Source organism: Micromonospora zamorensis (assembly GCF_900090275.1).
Classification (GTDB): Bacteria; Actinomycetota; Actinomycetes; order Mycobacteriales; family Micromonosporaceae; genus Micromonospora; species Micromonospora zamorensis.
The window spans coordinates 6508624-6529879 of the sequence record NZ_LT607755.1 but is presented as its reverse complement, the minus strand read 5'-3'; the positions used below and the strand labels follow the sequence as shown (position 1 = coordinate 6529879).

General features: G+C 71.2%; 20 protein-coding genes and 1 pseudogene. 14 read left to right on the top strand and 7 right to left on the bottom strand.

Annotated features, from left to right (window positions below; translation table 11 throughout):
* Positions 1-9 precede the first annotated feature (9 nt).
* The gene (locus GA0070619_RS29295) at positions 10-1917 is read left to right on the top strand and encodes an ABC transporter permease (protein ID WP_231927187.1); all 1908 of its coding nucleotides are present in this window, start codon (positions 10-12) and stop codon (positions 1915-1917) included.
* Positions 1918-2031: 114 nt separating this feature from the next.
* Here GA0070619_RS29295 and GA0070619_RS29290 read toward each other — a convergent pair whose 3' ends face one another.
* On the bottom strand, positions 2032-2676 hold the full coding sequence (locus GA0070619_RS29290; RefSeq protein ID WP_231927186.1) for a TetR/AcrR family transcriptional regulator: 645 nt from the start codon (positions 2674-2676) through the stop codon (positions 2032-2034).
* 56 nt (positions 2677-2732) lie between these two features.
* Between GA0070619_RS29290 and GA0070619_RS29285 the strand changes: the two genes are divergently transcribed.
* Genes GA0070619_RS29285 through GA0070619_RS29275 form a run of 3 tightly spaced genes read left to right on the top strand, consistent with a single transcriptional unit; the run spans position 2733 to position 4332 of the window.
* Complete coding sequence (locus GA0070619_RS29285; RefSeq protein ID WP_088950997.1) at positions 2733-3026, top strand: hypothetical protein; 294 nt, start codon at positions 2733-2735, stop codon at positions 3024-3026.
* The gene (locus tag GA0070619_RS29280; RefSeq protein ID WP_088950996.1) at positions 3026-3940 is read left to right on the top strand and encodes a methyltransferase domain-containing protein; all 915 of its coding nucleotides are present in this window, start codon (positions 3026-3028) and stop codon (positions 3938-3940) included. The genes GA0070619_RS29285 and GA0070619_RS29280 overlap by 1 nt, the downstream gene beginning before the upstream one ends.
* The gene (locus GA0070619_RS29275) at positions 3937-4332 is read left to right on the top strand and encodes a hypothetical protein (protein ID WP_088950995.1); all 396 of its coding nucleotides are present in this window, start codon (positions 3937-3939) and stop codon (positions 4330-4332) included. Before GA0070619_RS29280 ends, GA0070619_RS29275 begins: the two co-directional genes overlap by 4 nt.
* 55 nt (positions 4333-4387) lie before the next feature.
* Here the strand turns inward: GA0070619_RS29275 and GA0070619_RS29270 are convergent, their stop codons facing one another.
* Complete coding sequence (locus tag GA0070619_RS29270) at positions 4388-5335, bottom strand: GNAT family N-acetyltransferase (protein WP_088950994.1); 948 nt, start codon at positions 5333-5335, stop codon at positions 4388-4390.
* Positions 5332-5943 (bottom strand): dihydrofolate reductase family protein, encoded by a 612-nt coding sequence (locus tag GA0070619_RS29265; protein ID WP_088950993.1) that lies wholly within the window; start codon positions 5941-5943, stop codon positions 5332-5334. Before GA0070619_RS29265 ends, GA0070619_RS29270 begins: the two co-directional genes overlap by 4 nt.
* 114 nt (positions 5944-6057) lie before the next feature.
* Between GA0070619_RS29265 and GA0070619_RS29260 the strand changes: the two genes are divergently transcribed.
* Complete coding sequence (locus GA0070619_RS29260; protein WP_231927185.1) at positions 6058-6960, top strand: LysR family transcriptional regulator; 903 nt, start codon at positions 6058-6060, stop codon at positions 6958-6960.
* A 73-nt stretch (positions 6961-7033) separates the two neighbouring features.
* Complete coding sequence (locus GA0070619_RS29255; RefSeq protein ID WP_088950991.1) at positions 7034-8215, top strand: low temperature requirement protein A; 1182 nt, start codon at positions 7034-7036, stop codon at positions 8213-8215.
* 19 nt (positions 8216-8234) lie between these two features.
* Here GA0070619_RS29255 and GA0070619_RS29250 read toward each other — a convergent pair whose 3' ends face one another.
* Together GA0070619_RS29250 and GA0070619_RS29245 are read right to left on the bottom strand one after the other, a co-directional pair.
* A complete protein-coding gene (locus GA0070619_RS29250; protein WP_088950990.1) occupies positions 8235-9131 on the bottom strand; it encodes a helix-turn-helix domain-containing GNAT family N-acetyltransferase in 897 nt (298 codons plus the stop codon).
* Between the two features lie 10 nt (positions 9132-9141).
* Positions 9142-10305, bottom strand: a complete 1164-nt coding sequence (locus GA0070619_RS29245; RefSeq protein WP_157744096.1) for a low temperature requirement protein A — start codon at positions 10303-10305, stop codon at positions 9142-9144.
* A gap of 245 nt (positions 10306-10550) precedes the next feature.
* Here GA0070619_RS29245 and GA0070619_RS29240 point away from each other — a divergent pair, with 245 nt between their 5' ends.
* Complete coding sequence (locus GA0070619_RS29240) at positions 10551-11015, top strand: hypothetical protein (protein WP_088952132.1); 465 nt, start codon at positions 10551-10553, stop codon at positions 11013-11015.
* A gap of 63 nt (positions 11016-11078) precedes the next feature.
* Here GA0070619_RS29240 and GA0070619_RS29235 read toward each other — a convergent pair whose 3' ends face one another.
* The gene (locus GA0070619_RS29235; protein WP_088950988.1) at positions 11079-13478 is read right to left on the bottom strand and encodes a glycoside hydrolase family 65 protein; all 2400 of its coding nucleotides are present in this window, start codon (positions 13476-13478) and stop codon (positions 11079-11081) included.
* 169 nt (positions 13479-13647) lie between these two features.
* Between GA0070619_RS29235 and GA0070619_RS29230 the strand changes: the two genes are divergently transcribed.
* Positions 13648-14277: a phosphatase PAP2 family protein gene (locus GA0070619_RS29230; protein ID WP_088950987.1), complete on the top strand. Its 630-nt coding sequence runs from the start codon at positions 13648-13650 to the stop codon at positions 14275-14277.
* Positions 14278-14282: 5 nt separating this feature from the next.
* On the opposite strand, the gene GA0070619_RS29225 is transcribed toward GA0070619_RS29230, so the two are convergent.
* Entirely contained in the window at positions 14283-14960 is a 678-nt protein-coding gene (locus GA0070619_RS29225) for a prepilin peptidase (protein WP_088952131.1), read from the bottom strand.
* Positions 14961-15757: 797 nt separating this feature from the next.
* Here GA0070619_RS29225 and GA0070619_RS29220 point away from each other — a divergent pair.
* The 6 genes and pseudogenes from GA0070619_RS29220 (at position 15758) to GA0070619_RS29195 (ending at position 21218) form a co-directional block, all read left to right on the top strand.
* Positions 15758-16324 carry a hypothetical protein gene (locus GA0070619_RS29220; protein ID WP_088950986.1) on the top strand — a complete coding sequence of 189 codons (567 nt, stop codon included), beginning with the start codon at positions 15758-15760 and terminating at the stop codon, positions 16322-16324.
* Positions 16318-17280: a hypothetical protein gene (locus GA0070619_RS29215; protein WP_088950985.1), complete on the top strand. Its 963-nt coding sequence runs from the start codon at positions 16318-16320 to the stop codon at positions 17278-17280. The genes GA0070619_RS29220 and GA0070619_RS29215 overlap by 7 nt, the downstream gene beginning before the upstream one ends.
* 40 nt (positions 17281-17320) lie before the next feature.
* Positions 17321-17980 carry an SAF domain-containing protein gene (locus GA0070619_RS29210; protein WP_088950984.1) on the top strand — a complete coding sequence of 220 codons (660 nt, stop codon included), beginning with the start codon at positions 17321-17323 and terminating at the stop codon, positions 17978-17980.
* Between the two features lie 2 nt (positions 17981-17982).
* Complete coding sequence (locus GA0070619_RS29205) at positions 17983-18783, top strand: P-loop NTPase family protein (RefSeq protein ID WP_088950983.1); 801 nt, start codon at positions 17983-17985, stop codon at positions 18781-18783.
* Positions 18773-20314, top strand: coding sequence for a CpaF family protein (locus GA0070619_RS29200; RefSeq protein WP_088950982.1), 1542 nt, complete (start codon positions 18773-18775; stop codon positions 20312-20314). The genes GA0070619_RS29205 and GA0070619_RS29200 overlap by 11 nt, the downstream gene beginning before the upstream one ends.
* Positions 20275-21218 (top strand): annotated as a pseudogene (locus GA0070619_RS29195) (type II secretion system F family protein). Before GA0070619_RS29200 ends, GA0070619_RS29195 begins: the two are co-directional and overlap by 40 nt.
* Positions 21219-21256: the final 38 nt, after the last annotated feature.

Genomic DNA, 21256 nt, shown 5'->3' with positions numbered 1-21256 from the left:
CTGGCGCCCATGGCCGTGTTGGTCGGCAGTCTCGTCCTCGTGCCGATCGCCCGGTCGATCGTCACCAGCACCACCGAACGGCACGGGCAGGACACCGTGTTCGTCGGCCTGGACAACTACCTCGCGCTCGTCGGTGACGAGCAGTTCCACACCGGCGTCGTGAACTCGTTCGTCTTCACCGCGTACGCCGAGATCTTCAAGGTTGTGCTGGGGTTGTCCGCGGCCCTGCTACTGCATCATCGGCGTCGCGGCCGGGCGCTGCTGACCGGGTTGCTGCTCGTGCCGTGGGTGGTGCCGACGGTGGTGACGGCGTTCAGTTGGCGCGCGCTACTCGACCCGATCTTCGGCAGCGTCAACACGCTGCTCACCGCTACCGGAATCGGGCCGCTGCTGGCCAGCGCGCACCTGGTCGACAGCTGGCCCGCAGGCTGGCTGTCCGACCCGTCACTGGCCATGCCGTCGGTGATCCTGGTCAACGTCTGGAAGGGGGTGCCGTTCTTCACCGTGTGTTTCCTCGCCGGGTTGAAGGCCATCCCGGCGGACCTCTACGAGGCGGCGACAATCGACGGCGCTTCGTCGTTGCAGCGGTTCACCAACGTGACGCTGCCCGGGCTGCGCCACGTGCTCACCGTGACGGTGACCCTGTCGTCGATCTGGACGTTCAACAACTTCGACCTCGTCTGGTTGCTGACCCAGGGCGGCCCGGGCGACGTGACCGCGCCGTACGTGCTCGTCGCGTACTCGAAGGCGATCTTGCAGTTGCAGTACGGCGCGGGGGCGGCGGTCACGCTCGTCATGCTGCCGGTCATCGGTGGGCTGGTGTTCGTCCTGGTCCGGTTGTTGCGCCAGGACACCAACATCAGACTGCCCCGGCGACGCCAGGCGGCGTGGCGGATCGGGGCGCGGCGGTGGGCTGGGACGGCGCGCAGGGCGCTGCCGTGGGTCGTCACCGCAGTGGTCACCGGTCTGCTCTTCTGGGCATCGCCAGAGATCTTCTGGAAGGCGGCGGTGGTCCTCGGAGTGATTCTGCTGATCGCGGTGGCGGTCGGCCGGGTGGTCTCGACCCTCCAGTCCCGGGGCGGTCGCCGGTCGTCGTCAGCGGTGTCGGGTCTGGGGTCCTGGGTCGCGCTGGCCGGGTTGCTCTTCTTCGTGCTGGGCCCGCTGTACTGGATCTTCGTCACGGCCTTCAAGTCCGAGGGCCAGGTCGTCATGCGCACCGACGACCTGTGGCCGACACCGTGGACTCTGGAGCAGTTCGGTGCCCTGTTCGACAACCAGCCCTTCGGCCGCTGGTACCTCAACACCCTGCTGGTGTCCGCGGCGTCCACGGCGGTGGCACTGGTCTGCGCCGCCCTGGCCGGTTACGCGCTGGCCCGGCTGCGGTTCCGGGGTGCGCAGGGCTTCACCGTCACGGTGCTGCTCACCTACGTGATGCCGGGTGCGCTGCTGTTCATCCCGCTGTACCAGATGCTCATCGGAGCGCGGCTCACCGACTCGTTGTGGTCCCTGGTGGTGACGTATCCGACCTTCACGCTTCCGTTCGCCACGTGGCTGCTGGTGGGGTATTTCTCGTCGATCCCCGTCGAGTTGGAGGAGGCCGCGCTGGTCGACGGCTGCAGCCGCGTCCAGGCGTTCGGGAAGGTGGTGCTGCCACTCGCCAAGCCAGGGCTGCTGGCGGTCGCGCTCTTCACCCTGACCAACGCCTGGAACGAGTTCCTTTTCGCCTTCGTGTTCATCACCAAGGACGAGTACAAGACGCTGCCGGTGGGGATGCAGTCGATGATCGCCGGAGACGTCGTGCCCCAGGGACAACTCGCCGCGGCGTCGCTGCTCGTCAGCATCCCCGTGGTCGTCATGTACGCCTTCGGGCAGCGCTTCCTGACCGAAGGGCTCACCGCAGGCGCGGTGAAGGGCTGACCTCAACGAGGGTCGCACCGGCAACGAGACGGACCCGTCCGAGCGTTCGCCGCCAGCACCGCATCTCGATCAGTGCCGCTCGGTCGAGATGCGGTGGTGGGCCGGGCCTGTCCGCTAGTCGGCGCTGACGGCCAGGGCGCCGCTCACGGTGTCCACATACCAGCGCTGGTACTGCTCCGGCCGCCAGCCGCGTTGCCGGACGAGCCAGTCGAAGTTGCGGACGTCCTGGGCCAACCAGAGGATGTCGGCCACCTGTTCGACGTCCAGGTCAGGGCGGAGGCCCCCGGTGCCGACGAGTTCCGCGGCGAACATTGCCATGCCGCGGCGGCGGTCGTCGACGTTCTTGCGCCAGATCTCGGCGGCGTCCGGATCGGCCGTGGCAGCCCCGGCCAGCGCGAGCATCACCTGAGCCTGTCGTGCGTTGACCTCGGCCAGATGGCGGGCGTAGCGGGTGAGCTTGGCGCGGGGGTCGGCGAGTGCGCGGATCTCCGCGACGAAGGGCCGGTCCGGCAGGGCCACCGGTTCGTCGTCGCCGGCCAGGGTGACGTCGACCAGTTGGGAGAGCAGTTGCCGCTTGCTGCCGAACACCGCGTACAGGGTCTGGACCGCGACGCCGGCTTCCACGGCGACAGCGGTCAGTGGTGTGGCCGCGTAGCCAGGGTCGACGAACAGCCGGCCAGCCGCTTCGAGGATCGCTCGCCGGGTCTGTCGGGCCTGCTCCTGTCGGCGCGAAGAGTCATAACGTCTCTTGACAACCACCTCTCAAGTGTAGTGCTCTATTGGATAGAGTCTCACTCTATCGAGAGGCGGCGGCCATGCCGTTCGGTGTGTTGCAGGAGATGCCCGGCGTCAGCGAGGCGGAATACCGGCAGGTGGAACGACACCTCGGGCCGGACCGGCCCCCGGGCCTCCTCGCCCATGTCGCCGGGCCGACGGAGGACGGCTGGCGGATCATCAACATCTGGCAGGACGAAGCGGCATTCCGCCGGTTCCAGTCCGAACGGCTGGTCCGGGCCGCTGGTCTGGCGGCACAGGAGGACGGCTTCGACCCGACGAAGGCGGCTCACTTCCGCTCGATGAGCGTCGACGGCACCGAGATGCCGTTCTGATGGCCGACACCGCCAGCCTGCGGATCCGCAGCGCCGCTTTCTGGGCGGGAGCGGCAGCTGGCTGGATTCGCCACGCCGATCGGCAGGACGGAACCGGCCGACCGCTGGGCGCAGCGGCCATGGATCGACTGGCCGCACGACCCGCCGAACGCGTCCTCGATGTGGGCTGCGGCTGCGGCGGCACCACGGCCGAGATCGCCGCCGCGGTCGGCGAGACCGGCGCGGCGATCGGTGTCGACCTCGACGAGGCGATGGTGACCGCCGCTCGGCGCCGGTTCCCCACCGACGGGCACCCGGGCATCCAGTTCCACGTGGCCGACATCGAGACTCTCGATGTCGTGCCGGGTGGCCCGTTCGACGCGGCGTTCTCCCGAATGACCCTGATGCTGTTGGCGGACCCGGTTGCCGGCTGCCACACGATCCGGCGATCACTGCGCCCGGGAGGGCGCCTCGTCGCGACCGTCTTTCGCGACAGCGGCGTCAACCCGTGGCTGTCCGCGGCGATGCTCGGTGCCGCACCGCACCTCGGACCGCTACCACCGCTCCCGGTCGGTGACGAGCCCGGTCCGTTCGCGTTCGCCGACCCGGCCCGGCTCGTCCGGATCCTCACCAGCGCCGGCTTCACCGCCGTCACGATCACGCCGTGCGATGTCGCAGTGGAGACTCCGGACGACGCCGACACGGTGGCCGAGTGGCTTATCGAGGTCGGCCCGGCCGGTGCCGCGTACCGGGCGGCTCCGCCAGCTGGGCAGGCTTCGGCCCGGGCGGGAGTCGCCCGGCTGCTCGGCCGGTTCCGTGAGCCTGGCGTCGGCTACCGGCTGCCCACCGGCCTCTGGCTCGTCGCCGCAACCTCCGTCGGGGCTGACAACCCGTCCGCCACCCACCAACAACCACGTCAGGACGAAACCCGATGAGAACGATCCGTCTGCTCGCGCCGGTCGTCTGCCTCGTGCTGGCTGCGACGGCGTGCACCGACGCGCCCGAGCCCGGGGCTGCGGCGCCGGACAGCCCCACCACAACCGCCGCCGCGTCCAGCGCGGCCGGATCCGCTCCGGACGGCGGCCCCACGCAGGTGTCGGCGAAGGAGGTGTGCGCCTACCTGGACGGCCAGTTGCCGACCCTGAAGGGAATCGGGTCCGAGACGGGCGTCATGGCCAACCTCACCGTGAACCTCTATTCCTGGTACGAGAAGCAGGGCCCCGTGCCGACCGGCCGGCAGATCGACGACCAGACCCGACAGGAATGCCCGGCAACCCGGACCGAGGTGCTGAAACTCGCCGGCATGGAGAGCTTCGAACGGCTGTAGCCGCCGCGAGCCGGCCATGACCTCGGCATATCGGCTTCACCGCGGCGGCCCCTGGTCAGCGCCAGGCCATGTTGATCGCCCGCTCGAAGTTGACGTAACCAGCGCGGGCGAAGGCCTTTGCCATGGGTACGTTGCCCAGGTCGGTGGCCGCGCGGATGCGTGGGACGTCCTCGGCGGCGAGGGTTCGGGTGCCTTCGGCGAGGAGGCCGTCGACGTACCCGTGGCCCCGGTGCTCGGGGACGACGCCGAGATAGGCGATCACCGGGTGGTAGGTGTTGCGCGCCGGAATGACGAACCCGACCGGGTCGCCGTTCTCGCCCAACGTGCCGACGCGCCACCACTCACGAGGACTGGAGTACGTGGCGAGTTCCTGCTCGTAGTGCTTGAGCGCGGCCTCGTGGGGCGACATCTGCGCAAGGTCGGTACGGCTGTGTGCGTCCAGGGTCCCGTCCAGGGCGCGGGTCATCAGCGCGACCAGCTCGTCGGTGTCCAGGGCCGGGCGGAAGGCCAGTCGCTGGTCGGGCGTGGGCAGGCCGGCCGCGGGGCGCCACTCCAGGCGTAGCCGTTCGACAGTCAGGTGTGCGCCGGTGCTCTCGAGGACGCCCATCCTGGTCCGCACCGCCCGGTACGTGTCCGGGTCCTCGCGCCAGTCGGCGGGGAGGAAGCGGCCGTATTCGGGAGGGACCGCGCCGGGTGCCAGGACCTGCTTCGCGGCGGTTTCGTACAACGCCTGCGCCACCTCGGTGAGGTCTTCGGCACCGTCGTCGACGTCGAGGATGTCCAGCAGCAGCGGAGCGCTGTCGTCGCCGCGACCCCACCAGGCGACCCTGGCGAGCAGGCGGTCGCCGCGCAGGGCCACCCACATCCACTCCGGTCGGCGGCGCTTGGCGGCGAGGTCGTCGTCGAGCTCGTGGTTGATGGTGTACGGCAGGCGGTTGAACAGGGCGATCTCGTCCGGCCCGCTGATGGGACGGATGGTGACGCCGCTGGGGGATGTGCTCATGCGGGCTCGTTCCCGGTCTGTGCGCGCGTGTAGGTGAGGAAGAGAGCGCCACTGTCCAGAACGGTGTGATCGGTCAGGCGCCAGGTGGTTGGCGCGAAGACGGCGTCGCGGCCGAACAGCGGGATGCCGGCGCCGATGGTCAACGGGGCAAGCTTGATGATCAGCTGGTCGATCTCGGGGTAGAGGGCACCAGCCAGGGCGCCGCCGCCGATCACCCAGACGTCCCTGCCGTCGTGGCGCTTCAACTCTCGTACGGTGGCAATGGGGTCCTCGGCGATGACCTCGACGGCCGGGTCCGGGCTGGTGCCCAGCGTGCGGGAGAACACCAGGTGGCGCAGATGCGGGTACGCGTCGGTCACGCCGGCCTTCAGGCCCACCTCGTAGGAGTGGCGCCCTTCCAGCACGGTGTCGAACCGGCTGCCCTGGTCGGTGATGCCGAACGCCTGCCGGGCCGGACCGGGCAGGGTCTCCGGATATTCGCCGACGAGGTGGCGGAGGTAGTCGTCCGGGATGGGCCAGAAGCCGTCGGGGCCGGTGGGGTCGGCGCCGTCGGGACCGGCGATGAAACCGTCCAGGGTGGCGGCGATGTAATACACGAGCTTGCGCACGACGATCTCCTCGTTAAGGTGCCTGATGCTGTTCCGCTCCGACGTCCCTCAGCCTGCCCGGCGAGGCCCCGGGCTACAAGATCACATCTGGCAACGTGCCATAACCCTTCGCTAATGAGTGGATCGGGGACAGTGATGGAACTCCGCGACATCGAGATCTTTCTGACCCTGGCGGAGGAGCTGCACTTCACCCGCACCGCCGAGCGGCTGCACGTGACCCAGGCCCGGGTCAGCCAGGCGATCAGGAAGCAGGAACGTCGGATCGGCGCGGCGCTGTTCGAGCGGAACAACCGGCAGGTGGCACTCACACCGATCGGTCAACGGCTCTTCGACGACATTCAGCCCATGTACCGAGGGCTGCACGAGGGCATGGACCGGGCCAGGCTCGCCGCCCGCGGCAAGACCGGGGTGCTGCGGGTCGGGTCGATCGCCGTCAACCTCCACGATTTCCGCGAGTTGTTCGACGGGTTCGCGAAGGACCACCCGGAGTGCGAGGTGCAACTCCGGCATGTCGACTTCGGCGACCCGTTCGGTCAGCTGCGCGCCGGCGACATCGACGTGCAGATCGTGTGGCTGCCCGTCAAGGAACCGGACCTCACCGTCGGCCCGGTCATCTACACCGAACCCATCGTGCTGGCCGTCGGGGCGACCCACAGGTTGGCCGGCCGTGAGTCGGTCTCGTACGAGGACCTGGCGGACGAGACGGTCATGGGCGGGGCCCGGCCGGACTACTGGCGGGAGATCCTGGTGCCCGTACGCACACCCAGCGGACGGTTGATCCCGATCGGCCCGTCCGTCTCCAACTTTCAGGAGATGATCCCGATCCTCGTCACGGGCGAAGCCGTCTCACCGGTCCACGCGCAGGCCGCCCGCTACTACGCACGGCCGGACCTCGCCTACGTGCCCATCCACGACGCTCCGCCGGGCCGGTGGGGGCTTATCTGGCGTACCGGCAACGAGACCGAACTCATCCGGTCGTTCGCCAGCGCCGCACGCCACCTCACCTCCATCGAGTAGCCCGGCTGGCTCACCTCTGCCGCGTGGTACGAATGCCGCAGAGCGTGCATAAACCACAGAACGGGCCGAGCCGATGACGACGAGCAGGGCGGGCAAGCTGCTGCGGAAGCCCGGGGACCCACAGCGGGCCACCTTCCTGGAGCTCTTCTTCGATCTGGCGTTCGTCTACGTGCTCACCCAGCTCGGGCAGGTGCTCAGCCAGAACCTCACCTGGCGTGGGGCCTTCCACACCCTGGTGCTGCTGCTGGCGGTGTGGTGGGTCTGGTGCAGCACGGCGACGGTGCCAGACCGGTTCGACCCGCAGCGGCCGACGATACAACTGCTGGTCATCGCGACCCTGGTCGGCAGTCTGCTGATGGCTGTCGCGCTACCGGAGGCCTTCGGAGCGCAGGGCCTGGTCTTCGCGGGCGCGTACGTCGCCGTCCAGGTCGGTCGCAGCATCGGCCTTCTCATCGCCCTGCGGGGCCACGAGCTGCAGCGCGGCGCCCTACGGGTGGTCATCTGGTTCTGCGTGTCTGCCGTGCCGTGGATCGCGGGGGCACTGGTGCACGGCACCGTCCGGGAGGCACTGTGGGTGCTGGCGGTGGCCATCGACTATCTGGCCGGAAAACTCCGCTACCTGACACCCGGCCTGGGCCGCTCGCCGCCCTCGGAGTTGCCGAGCGCGGCCGAACACCTGGCCGAGCGCCACCGACAGTTCTTCATCATCGCGTTGGGCGAGATGATCCTGGTCTCCGCGTCGACCCTGGGCGGCAGCGGCTTCGCGCCCGACCGGACCACGGCGTTCCTGGTGTCGATCGCCGCCACGGTCCTGCTCTGGCGCATCTACATCTACCGTGCCGGGGAGTTGTCGGCGTCAGCCATCGCCGGCTCCCGCGATCCGGCCCGCCTCGGACTGTCGGCGTTCTACGCCCACCTGGTCATGGTGGCCGGTGTCGTCGTCGCGGCGGTCGGCGCCGAACTCGTCATCGCCCATCCGTCCGGGCATCCTGAACCTGCCTGGATCGCGATCATCCTCGGCGGACCGGCGCTGTTCCTGGCCGGGCGCTCCCGCTTCGAGTACGTGGTCTTCAGCCGGGTGTCCCGGGATCGGCCGATCGGGCTGCTCGCCCTGGCCGCCCTGACGCCGTTGATGTTCCTCGTACCGCCGATCGTGGCCGCCCTCGCCGCCGCCGCGGTCCTGGCCGGGGTCGCCATCTCGGACGCCGCCCGCGCGAGAGGACGTCCATCCGAGGTGCCATCGCCACCTGGATAGCCGGCCAAAACCCACGCCGTCACCGTCGCAGCTGTTTTTCGAACCAGTGGTGGGCGTAGCGCTCGGTGTTGTACGCCTCGATCTCCCGGTAACCCGCCGCCCGGTACATGGCGATCGCCTCGGTGAGGTTGCGGTTGGTGTCCAGCCGGACGGCCGTCGCCCCGCGCTCGGCGGCGTACCGTTCCAGCTCGCCCAGCAGCCGTCGCCCGACGCCGAGCCCGCGTACGGTGTCGGCCACCCACACGCGCTTGATCTCGGCGGGCACGTCGGGGTGGAGTTTGACCGCGCCGCAGCCGATCGGTTCGGTGTTGAGGGTGGCGAGCAGGAGCACACCGGCGGGCGGGACGAGTGCCTCGTCGTGGACGGGGTTGCTCAGCGCCGGGTCGAACCCGTCGTCGAATCGACTGGCGATGTCCCGGGCGTACGCGCGCAGGCAGGCGCGGGCCCGCGGGTCGCTCGGTGGGCACGGCTCGATGACGACCATCGATCCGACGAGGAGGCGTTCGACCTCGGCCATGGCGGCGACGAGTCGTTCGCGGCGGTGCTCGCTGAGTGGTTCGAGGATCGAGGCGGCGAGGTCGTCCGACCGCTCGTCGAGGTCGGCCCATGCCGTACGGCCGGCGTCGGTGAGCGTGGCGGTGCGGACCCGGCCGTCGCCGCCGGCCTGGTCGGCCGGCCCGACGGTGATCAGGCCGTCGTTCTCCAGGGCGCGCAGGAGCCGGCTGAGGTATCCGGAGTCCAGGCCCAGCCGGGCGCGCAGCGCGGCGACCTCGGCGCCGGCGGGGCCGATCTCCCAGAGCAGGCGGGCCTGCCCGAGGGGTCGCCCCTGGGCCATGTACTCGTCGTCGAGCGCACCCACCCGTTGGGTGACCGTCCGGTTGAACCGCCGTACGGCGGCGATGAGCGCGGAGTCCATAAGCCTGACTTTAGTCAGGATTCTGGCTGCGGTGGTAGGAGAGGATGCCGGCGTGGTCCAGGACGACCACAGTGAGCACCACCCCGGTGGCGACCGCGGTGACCGCCAGCAGCGGCAGTCGCAGGACGGCCGCGCCGACAGCCAGCACGAGCAGGGCCACCACCCGCGGCCAGGAGAGCCGTCGGTGGATCGACAGCGAGAAGAGGATCCGCCCGACGAGAAACAGCATCGGACCGCCCAGGATGACGACGGCCGCGGTCATGTCGGCTGCCCTGGTGGGGTGGGCGATGCTCAACTCCGCCCCGACGGCGGTGACCACCAGCCCGGCGATCATCACGAGGTGCAGGTATCCGGTGATGACGCCGAGCCGGGACGGGTCGGCGTCATCGATGGCCGGCGCCAGCCGCTGGCCGGCGGGCGTCACGTAGAGCAGACCGGTCAGCACGGCGGTGGCGAAGACCAGCAGGAAGGCGGCGGTCTGCGGGAGGTCGAGGTGGGTGCCGGCGTACGAGAGACCGGCGACCAGGACGAGTTCGCCCAGCGCAATGATCATGATCTGCTGGTACCGCTCGGCGAAGTGCTCGCCGGCGAGGCGCAACTCCTGCCCGCTCGTCCGTCCTAGCCATGGGGTGGGCCAGCCGATTCGTGGGCCGGTGAAGTCGAGGGCGAGGGCGAGCACCCAGAGCGGCACCCGCCACTCCGGCAGGAACCCACCGACCAGCCACGGTACGGCGGAAACACCGAACCAGCAGAGAATCCGCACCGCCCTCTTCTGGCGGGGGTGACCGCGCAGCGCGAACGCGGTCACCGTGCCCCGGGCGATGTGGACCGCGACGTACGCACCGGCGAAGAGCAGGCCGCGCCCGTCCAACGCCTGCGGGATCGCCACCCCGGCCAGCAGACTGCCCAGCGCGGCGACGACCAGCAGCCACCGGACCAACGGGCTCTCCGGGTCGTACCAGTCGGCGAACCAGGTGGTGGTCACCCAGATCCACCACACCCCGGCCAACAACACTGCGGTACGCAGTGCGCCGGCCAGGGTGAGGTCGTGCAGCAGGTGCCCCGCCAGTTGACTGAGGGCGAGCACGAACGCCAGGTCGAAGAAGAGCTCCAGGAACGAGGCGCTCAGCGGGGAGTCGCTGCCCCGCAGCAGCCGTTCGGGCCTGCTCGCCATCGGCGCTCCTCCCCGGTGGCACGCACGCGCCGCGTCCGTCGTACCACCCGAGGCGGCCACTGGAGGCGGAAACGGGTCGGCGGCGGACGCCGACCGTGGGAATCCACGGTCTCCGGCTCGCCGGCGGATCTCGATGTTCAGCACCCCTGGCGACGACCCGCTGACCCCTCGTGTCGTTGATCCGGCAGCGCCCATGGTCGTCGCTGACCACGGTGGGGGCACCGACTCAACGAGGAGGGACGCCGATGACCGCTCAGCGGGAGACCGTGCAGGTCGATCACGACCTGTTCCGCGCCGTGTACGACTCACCCGCATCACTGCCCGGCCGACACCGCTGGACCACCCCGGAGGCGGACGTCCGGCGGCTGGAGAAGCTGCTCGGCATGCCGGCGCGCAGCATCGGCGCCCCGCTCTGGGTCAGCGGCGACGAACCGGACTGCCCGAAGTGCGGCCGACGGGTCACCTGGTACGACATCGTGTCGTCGGCGCTCTCCGGCCTGCACGACAAGGCCATGATCGCCACCGTCATCCTCGGCGAGCGCAAGTACGTCAACACCGAGATCCCGGACGCCATCGCCGGCGTGCGCTGCGCCGACTGCCACACCGCGATCGACGGCCTGCGCAGCTTCAAGTGCCACAACTGGGCGTACGCCTTCGAGGAGTTGGAAGCCGTGCGCGAACGGATGGCCGGCGGTCTCCCGCCAACCTGACCGGGCCGCCGGCCCGACCCGGGCCGCCGGTCCCGAGCTGATGCGGGAGTCGGTCGAGGCGGCTCAGCCGGCCGAGCGACGGGTGGGACGGCGGCCGGGCGGGGAGGGCGGCTCCGGCCCCGGGTCGGGCACCGGGGGCATCGGCCGGGTGACCGGCTCCGCCCCGGTGACCCGCACCGACTCACCGTGGTGCCACAGCTCGACCTCGGTGTCGGCGGCGGCGTCGGGCAGTTCGTAGCGGGCCTCGCTGGGGGTCAGCGTGACCCGCAGCCGGTGGCCGCGCCAACGCAGGCTGAAGGCCAACCGGTCGATCCGACGCGGCAGCCGGGGGTCGAAGGAGAGCACCGCCCGGTCGTCGCGCAGCCCGCCGAAACCCTGCACGAGTGCCAGCCACGCACCGGCCAGCGAGGCCAGGTGCAGCCCGTCGGCGGTCTTGTCCCCCAGATCCGCCAGGTCCTGGAGGACCGACTCGGCGAACAGGTCGTACGCCAGATCCAGGTGCCCGACCTCGGCGGCCAGCACCGCCTGCGGGGCGGCCGACAGCGACGAGTCGCGGACCGTGCGGGCCTCGTAGTAGGCCAGGTTGCGGGCCTTCTCGGCGGCGGTGAACTCACCGGGGCAGAGCTGCATGGCCAGCACCAGATCGGCCTGCTTGACCACCTGTTTGCGGTACAACTCCAGGTACGGGAAGTGCAGCAGCAGCGGGTAGTCGTCCTCGCTCGTGTTCGCGAAGTCCCACTCGGGCTGCTGGGTGAAGCCGGCGGCCTGCTGGTGCACCCCGCGCTCGTGGTCGTACGGGATGAACATGGCGTCGGCGGCGGCCCGCCAGCCGGTCACCTCGTCGTGGTCCACGCCGAGCCGACCGGCCACGTCGGGGTGACGCTCGGCGGCGTCTGCCGCTCCCAGCAGGTTGCGCTTGGCCATCAGGTTGGTGAAGACGTTGTCGTTGACCAGCGCGGCGTACTCGTTCGGGCCGGTCACGCCATGCAGGTGGAAGTCACCCTCGTCCGACCAGTGCCCGAAGCCGTGCCAGAGCCGTGCGGTCTCCACCAGCAACTCCAGCCCCGCCTCGGCGAGGAACCGCTGGTCGTCGGTGGCCGCCAGGTAGCGCAGCACCGCGTCGGCGATGTCGGCGTTGACGTGCAGCGCCGCGGTCCCCGCCGGCCAGTAGCCGGATGATTCCCGGCCGCCGATGGTGCGCCACGGGAAGGTTGCGCCGGTCAGCCGCAGCTCGCGGGCCCGTTCCCGAGCCTCCGGCAGGTGGGCGTGCCGCCAGGTCAGCGCCGAGCGGGCCACCGCCGGAGCCAGGTAGGTGAGCACCGGCAGGACGTAGCTCTCGGTGTCCCAGAGGACGTGCCCGTCGTAGCCGTTGCCGGTCAACCCCTTCGCCGAGATGGTCCGGCCCGAGTCCGGGCGGCCGGCCTGGATCAGGTGGAACATCCCGAAGCGGACCGCCTGCTGGAGATCCTGGTCGCCGTCGAGCTGCACGTCGGCGACCTGCCAGGCCGCGTCCAGAGCGGCACGCTGGTCGGTGAGCAGGGCGTCGAAGCCGTCCGCGCGGGCCGCGTCCGCCTCGGCGACGACCAGGGCCGCCAACTCGTCGGCCGGTGTCCCGTCGACCGATGCCCACTCGTACGCGGCGAACTTCGTCAGCCGCAGCCGCTCCCCCGGGTGCAGGCGACCCGTCACGGTCAGCCGGATCCGGTCCGGGGTGCAGTCACCGGTGGTGGTGACGGTGTCCGGACCGTCCAGCAGGTGACTGACGGCGACAGCGACCCGCTGACCGCTGCGCTCGGTGCGGTGCACCAGCATCCCGTCGAGGCCGGTCGCGCTGTACGACTCGGCGGTCAGCGGGTCGGTGGGCACCGAGGCGGCCCGGGGGTCGTCGGAACGCTCCGGCACCGTCTCGTTGGCCAGCAGGTCCGAGCAGACCCGCAGCTCGACGGGGGCGCCCAGTGGTTCGACCTCGTACCGGACGGCGGCCACCGGGCGGCGCGGCAGGGACACCAGTCGGGTGCTGCGGATGCGCACCGCCCGCCCCGCCGGGGAGATCCACTCGGTTTCCCGGCGCAGCACACCGTTGCGCAGGTCGAGCACCCGTTCGTGGCGGCGCAGCGTCCCGGTCCGGATGTCCAGCGGCTCGTCGCCGATCCAGAGCCGGATCAGCGCGGCGTTCGGCGCACTGATGACGGTGTCGCTGGCCTGCGGAAACGCGTACCCGTCCTCGGGGTAGGTCAGCTCCCGCCGCTCGTGCAGACCGTTGACGTAACTGCCCGGCATCCCGCAGGGTGCGCCCTCGTCGAGCACACCACGCCAACCGACCCACCCGTTACCCAACGCGAAGATCGATTCGGTCTCGCCGAGCCGGTCCAGATCGGCCTCCGTACGCCGAATCTGCCAGGTCTGGTCGTCCACCGTCCCGGCAGCGGGCGGCGGTTGGCCGGTGGCCGAACTGGTGTGCACGAAGCCTCCTGTGGATGCCGACGTCCTTGACCAGCCAAGCAGAGCCGGCTGAACGAATCCTGGACGAAGGTCATGAAGCCGACCTGACCTTCGACGGCTGCCATGCCCTCTGCCGGTTCCTAGGGTGTCCCCAAGGTGAACGAGGTATGAACGTGGAGTGAGGTGATGCATGGTCCACAACGGCAGCATGGACGTTCCGGAGATCAGCGCTGAGTGGTACGACGACGTCGTTGACGCCGCCGCCCGCAGCCCAGAACCGGTGCAATGGTTCGTCGGACACGCCACCGAGGGGGTGATCCTGCTGCTCGGCGTGCTGCTGCTGATGGCCGCGCTGAATCGCCGCGGCGGCGGCCCGCACGACCGGGCACTCGCGCTGATCGCGCCGGTGCCGGCCCTCCTGGCGTACGTGGGCAGCGAATTCTTCAAGACCGTGGTGGACGAGGACCGCCCCTGCCGGACGATCGGGCGGGCGATCATCGCGGGTGCCTGCCCACCCCCTGGTGACTGGTCGTTTCCCAGCAACCACGCCACCGTCGCCGGCGCGCTGGCGGTCACCACGCTGCTGCTCTCCCGCCGGCTCGGTCTGATCGCGCTGCCGCTGGCTGCGCTCGGCGCCTTCTCCCGGGTCTTCGTGGGAGTGCACTACCCGCACGACGTGGTCGCGGGCGTGCTGTTCGGCGCCCTGGTCGCCGTGGTGGCAACCCCGCTGCTGGCCCGACCCGCCGCCGAGGTGCTGCGCCGCCGAGCCGACCGCGCCGACAGCCCGGTCCCCAAACTGGCGAGCCGCTCCCGCCCCTGACCCGGTCAGAGTGCCAGTGCGAGGGCACCTACCGTGCCGAGGAGCAGGAACGGGCCGAACGGCAGGTGCGTGCTCCAGCGGGCACGCCGCGTGGCGAGCAGAGCCAGGCTCACCAGGGCGGACAGCCCGAAGGCGAGCAGCAGCCCGAGGAGCAGCACCGGCCAGCCGTACCAGCCGAGCAGTGCTCCCACACTGAGCGCCAGCTTGGCGTCGCCCAGCCCGAAGCCGCGACGGCCGAGCAGCAAGGTGGTGCTGGCGAAGAACAGCGCCAGTCCCGTGCCGCCGATGACGGCTCTCAGCCAGTGCCCCGGCTCGGCGTCGAGCGCGGCGACGCCGAGCAGGAGCCAGGTCCCGGCAGCCGCCGGCAGGGTGAGCCGGTCCGGCAGTCGGTGCACGGCCAGGTCGACGAAGACCGCCGGGATCGTCCAGCCGAGCCACCAGGCCAGCGCCGGGAGCGCCCCGCCCGAGGGACCGACCAGGGCCAGCAGCACCACAGCGGCGAGCAGGGCCAACTCGACAGTGCCCGGTGGCGGCCCGACCCGGGCCCGGCAGCGACCGCACCGGGCCGCCGGGCCGAGCGCCGGCCAGGGCCGGGTCAGGCCGAGCGGCGCGCCGCACGCGTCGCAGCCGGTGCGGCTGGGCATGCCCGGGGGTACGGCGTAGCGCAGCGCGGCCATCCGCATCAGTGGACCGATGGCGAGGATCGCGAGCACTGTCGCGAGTCGGGCGCGGGCCACAGCAGGAACGCGCTCCGCGTCTGGTCGACGATCGGGAGGGGGCGCTTCCCGGTCAGCGGGGTTCGTCGTGTCGCCGGTCGGTGGGGAGGCCGGGCTCCGATCGGGTGGGTTTTCCCGCCCCGGGACGGCTGCCGGGGGCCCGGTCAGCGCCATGCCGCGTCCGGAACGCCCGGGTGGTCCCCAGCGAAGGTGAACACGCATCGTGACGGAACGATCGCTGTGGTGTAGCGAATGGCGCAGAAAGCGACCTTGCCGAGCGGCCGTCGGACGGCGCTCTCGACCGGCCTCCGAGTGGTCATCCCGTCGGACGAGGTGACCCCCGGACGGGTCGGCAACTCCGCTGGGATGCCGGGATGAGGGCGCGATGTCCTACTCCCGGGACCGGCGACCGGACGTACCGGACGCCACCCGTCCCGACGACGCCCGATCTTCGACGAACCCTTGCTCGGCCACTGCCTCGGGCGCAGTGCGGACACCCGCCACCACCACCTGTCATCACTGAGTGTGTTCACTTGAATTACCTCTGTTGCATCGGCGAACGTCAGCCTATGCTCGCCCCTTGGGTGTGACGCAAGCCTCACCTCGACAACCGGAAGAAACAGGACCTTGCATTTGTAGAAGATCCGTAACGGTGAATGCAGAAGCGCAATGAACGGCTCCGGATGTGCTGATCCGGGCGCGCTTCCGCATGCCCGGCGGCGGTGGACCGACACCGCGCGGGGCGACCACGAGGAGGCTCGACGGTGCGCGGACGGCAGCTCAGACGAGCGGCAATCTGCCTGCTGGCGGTCGTAGCGGCGGTGCCGGTCACCGCCTGCGCCAGCGGACAGGAGTCGGTCGGACGACCGGCGGCAGCCCGTGAAGACGGACAACGGGCCGATCCCGACGCAGAACGGAGAGCTGCCGAAAAGGCGGCCCTCGACGCGTACTCCGGTTATCTCGCGGCCTCGCGAACGGCGAGTGGGCGCAGTGACCCACGCGCGCCGGAACTCGCCCGGTATCTCGCCGACCCACTTCTCAGTCGGGTCCAATTGTCCATCCGCGACGCTAAGGAGCACGGCGCTATGCGTACCGGGACGGTGAAGTCCGACCCGACCGTGACCGCGGTCAGCCTCGACGCGAAGCCGGCGACCGTGGAGATCCAGGACTGCCTGGACACGACCGGCTATCGACTGGTCTACGCGAAGGACAAGCGCGTGGTCCCGGGCAGCGGGGGCGGCAAGCACCTCTCCACCGCCACCGCGACCCGGTATCCCGACGGCCGCTGGCTGATCAACTACGGCGCGACGCACCGGGATCAGCCGTGCTGACGTGGCAGGAGACCGGCGCTCCGGCCCGTACGCGTCGGGCTGGCGCCACCTGGCGCGCGCTCGCCGGGATCGGCCTCGCGCTCCTGCTGGTGGCCGGCGCGACCCCACCGGCCGCCGCCGCTGGCCGCGCCGACCCGGGGGCCGGCTGCCCACCGGACCAGCCCGACTGCAGCGTGTGGGACGACGAACCCGGCAACCCGGGTGACCCGGGCGGCGGCGGTGACGACGGTGGGGACGAAGGCGGCGGTGGCGGTGGCGGCGGCGTCTGCCGGTGGGACGGGCGGACCATCCCCTGCTACGACGAGTTCAAGGGCTGGTTCAACAGCGGCGACGGCTGCTACTACAAGCTGGCCTCGCCGCAGAACGAGGCACCCGAGGGTCAGCAGTGGTACGTGCAGACCTGCAACGGCGGCGCCGACGTGGGCAATCGGAACATGGTTCTGCGGGCCGAGCCGCCACCCGGTTACGGCGCGCCGCCCAACCCGGAGGAACTCGCCCGTCGCGCCCTGGCGTCGATCAAGCTGCTGCCGGCACCGCTGAAGGTCGCACCTCGCAAGGGCATCGGCCCCGGCCTGGTCGGTCTGCCGGTCTGGATGTGGGCGGACCCGGGCGAGAACTACTTCGGCCCGTTGACAGCCAAGGCGACCGACCGGGACGTGACCGTCGAGATCACGGCGAAGGTCGACCGGACCGTGTGGGACATGGGCAACAAGGAGACGGTCACCTGCTACAGCGCGGGCACCGAGTACAAGCGCGACGGCGAGCGGGCGGGCGGCACCTCCCCGACCTGCGGCTACGACAACGGCTACCAGAAGGCCGGCACGTACCGGATCACCGCCACCACGCACTGGAAGGTGACCTGGCGCGGCGGTGGCCAGACCGGAGAAATCCCGGTGACCCGCCGCAGCGGCGTCGTGCAGATCCAGATCAACGAGCTTCAGGTGGTGACCCGGTGAGTGAGCCCAGTGTGCGAGCCCCGCGAACGGAGATGACGCAGTGAGCCTCGCGACGCGCAACGGAACCGGGTCGGTCGACGCGCCGGTCACCCCACCGACTGTGGTCCGGCAGCGCCGGGTCCGCCCGGGGTTGCTCGGTCTCGCCGTACTCCTGATCGCCCTGGGTGGGCTGGGCGCAGCGTTCGCGGTCACCTCGGTCCGGGCCACCGGTAGCTACCTCGCGGTGGCCCGGCCGGTGGAGGTGGGCCGCGAGATCAGCGCCGCTGACCTGGTCAGCGTGCAGGTCGCCGGCGGTCAGGGGTTGCGCCCGGTGCCGGCCGGCCGGCTCGACGAGGTGATCGGCAAACGGGCCGCGGTGGCGCTGGTCCCGGGCACCCTGCTCACGCTGGGGCAGGTCACCGACGACCCGCTGCTCGGCCCCGGCCAACAGCAGATCGCACTCGGTCTGAAGACCGCCCAGGTGCCGGCCCGCGAACTGCACCCCGGTGACAAGGTCCTGCTGGTCAGCACGCCGGACAGCAACGCCACCGGGGACGCGGCCGCAGCGAGCACCCGGTTCACGGCCACCGTGATCGACATGGTCAGCCCGGCGAACGACGACAAGGTCCTGTACCTGGCGTTGCTCACCCGCGATGTCCCGGCGGTGGTGGCGCTCGCCGCACAGGAACGGCTCGCCGTCGTGCTGACCGAAGCGGCCTGAGCATGGCGATCATCGCGCTGGTGTCCGCGAAGGGTTCGCCCGGCGTCACGACCTCGGCGCTGGCCTGCGCGCTGGCCTGGCACCGGCGACTGGTGCTCGCCGAATGCGACCCGGCCGGCGGCTCCATCCTGGCCGGCTACCTCGGCGGTCAGCTGGACGGCCCGCGCGGCATCGGGGAGCTGGCCGTCGGGGAGCTGCGCGACGGCAACCTGGAAACCGCGTTCTGGTCCCAGCTCGTCGACCTGGACGCGCCCCGTCGGGAACGGCTGCTGCTGCCCGGGCTCGTCGACCCGGCCCAGGGTGGCAGCGTCACCCCGCTCTGGCAGCGCTTCGCCGACTACTTCGACGCGCTGGACCGTGGCACCCCCGGCTACGACGTCCTGGTCGACTGCGGCCGGCTGCACGTCACCGGGCCACCGTGGCCGGTGCTGCGGGCCGCGTCGGTGGTGCTGCTGGTGACCGGGGCGCAGCTGCCGGACCTCTCCGGCACCCGGGCGGTGGTCACCGCTATCGAACGGGACTTCGCCGAGCACCGGGTGCCGCCGGGCACCCTGCGGCTGCTGCTGGTCGGCGACGGGCACGGTCGAACGGAGATCAGCCGCGCCCTGAAACTGCCGGTGATCGCACGGCTGCCGCACGACCCGCGTACCGCCGGGGTGCTCGCACTGGGCGGCACCGTCCGCGCCGGACGGCCACTGATGCGCGCGGCGGCCGCGCTGGAGGTGCCGATCGGCGCGCTGCTGGAACGGCGGCGGGCCCGGCTCGCGTGGCCCGTGCAGCAGGGGGTGCCGGATGCGGTTTGAGCCGGTCTCCACCGACCCGCGCCAGCAGCCGCCGGGCGTCACCTCGACCGTGCCGCCACTGGCCCCGTCGAACGGGCGACACCAGCAGGCCGGGCCGATGCCGCAGGCACCGCCCACGGCCACGGCGCAGCCAGAGGCGGCACCCCGGCCCCGAATGGACTTCCAGGTGGTCCGGGAGTTGCGCCGGGAACTCACCGAACGGCTCACCCTGTGGCAGCGCGGCCGGGAGTTCACCGTCGACGAGGAGGACACCGAACGGGCGCGGCTCGCCGTCGGGGTGGTCGCCGCGTACGCCGACTCCGTGCGCAGGGCCGGCACGCCGATGGCCGCCGGTGAGGAACGCCTGCTGCTCGACCAGGTGACCGCCGAGCTGGTCGGGCTCGGCCGGCTACAGACCCTGCTGGTCGACGAGACCATCGAGGAGGTGCACATCCTCGGCTGCGACCAGGTGCGCATCACCCGGCACGGCGGCGGGGTGGACTGGGCCGAGCCGATCGCCGACAGCGACGCCGAGCTGGTGGAGATCCTCCAGGCGGCGGCCCGCCGGGCGGGCGCGACCGAGCGGTCCCTGTCCACAGTGAAGCCCACCCTCGACCTGCAACTGCCCGACGGCAGCCGGCTGGCCGCCGTGTTCCTGGTCAGCCACCGCCCGTACGCGGTGATCCGCAAGCACAACACCCTGGACGTGAGCCTCGACGACGTGGCCGGTGCCCGGGGCGATCTGGACGAGATGATCGACCCGCTCCTGCGCGACTTCCTCCGCGCGGCCATGCGCGCCGGGCTGAACATCATGGTCGCCGGGTTGGCCGGCGCCGGGAAGACCACGATCATCCGGGCGTTGATGAACGAGATCCCGCAGGACGAGCCGTACGTGCTGCTGGAGGAGAGCCGGGAGCTGTTGCCGGCCCGCCGTCGGGAACGGCACCGGGCGGTGATGAGCTTCGAGGCCCGGGAGGGCCATGGGGAGCGCGGCTTCGACGGCCGCCCGGCCGGTGAGGTGACCATCGCCGACCTGATCCCGTTGTCGCTGCGGATGGGCGTACTGCGGATCATCGTGGGTGAGGTGCGGTCCCGGGAGATCGTGCCGATGCTCCAGGCGATGACCACCAGCCGGGGCTCGATGTGCACCATCCACGCCCGCACCGCGGCGGGCGTGGGTGAACGGATCGTCGAGCTGGCGTTGGCGCACGGCCGCGAGATGACCGTCGACCAGGCCCGCCGGATGGCCGGCAACGCCCTCGACCTGATCGTCTACGTCACCGTCGAGGACGAGACCGCGATCGGCGGGCGTAAACACCGGTTCGTCTCCCACGTGGAGGAGGTGATCGGCGCCGGCGAGGGCGGCCGGATCACCACCACCACGGTCTTCGGGCCCGGGCCGGACGGTCGTGCGGTCCCCCGGCACCTGCCGGAGCGGGTGCGTGACCAGTTGCTGCGGGTGGGTTACGACGTACGGCTGCTGACCCGGTGGATCGAGGCCGGCGCCGGCGCCTGGCGGCGACCCCGGCAGACCCGACTGGCCCGGCGGTGACCTGATGCTGAGCCTGGAGTTGATCGCGGTGGTCTCCGGGGCCGCCTGCGTGGCCGGACTGCTGCTGGCCGTGGTGGCCCTGGTCGGCACCCGACGGCCTCCCGGGTCCCGCCCCGGTGGCGGTTCGGGTCTCGATCGACTGTGGCGTGGGCCCGGCAGCACGCCCTCCGAGCAGCGGTCCTACCAGGCACTGCTGATCGCCGCGGTGGTCGCGGGCGCGTTGGCGTTCCTGCTGACCGGGCTGCCGGTGGTGGGTCTGCTGGTGGCGGTGGCGGTGCCCGGCACCCCGTGGCTGTTCGGAGTGGGTAAGGCCGAACAGCGGGCGATCGCCCGGATCGAGGCGGTCGGCGAGTGGACCCGACGCCTCAAGGACGTGTCCAACACCGGGCAGGGCCTCCAGCAGTCGATCATCGGCACGATCGGCAGCGTGCCACCCGGCGTCGAGGACGAGGTGCGACTGCTCGCCGCCCGTCTGCAGGCCGGCTGGGTGGCCCGCACGGCGCTGCTGGCGTTCGCCGACGAGATCGCCGACCCGGTCTGCGACCAGGTGGTCGCGGCGCTGATCCTGCACCTGTCCGACCGGGGTGAACGGCTGGGTGACGTGCTCGGTTCGATCGCCGGCGCGGCGTCCGCCGAGGTCGCCACCCGCCGGGAGATCGAGGCCAAGCGCACCCAGCCCCGGTTCGCGGTCCGCTTCCTCACCGGAATGACCCTGGCGACCCTCGCGTACGGGCTGATCAACACCGAGTACATCAAGCCGTACGCCACCCCGGTGGGCCAGGTGGTGATGGCGGTCCTCGGTGTCGCCTTCATCGCCCTGCTGGCCTGGGTGCGGTCGATGAGTCAGCCGCAGCGGCCGGCCCGGTTCCTACCGGCGCCCGACCCGAGCGAGGTGATCGCGTGAGCGCGAGGAGTGCAGCGCAGCGGAGCCCCGCAGTCGCG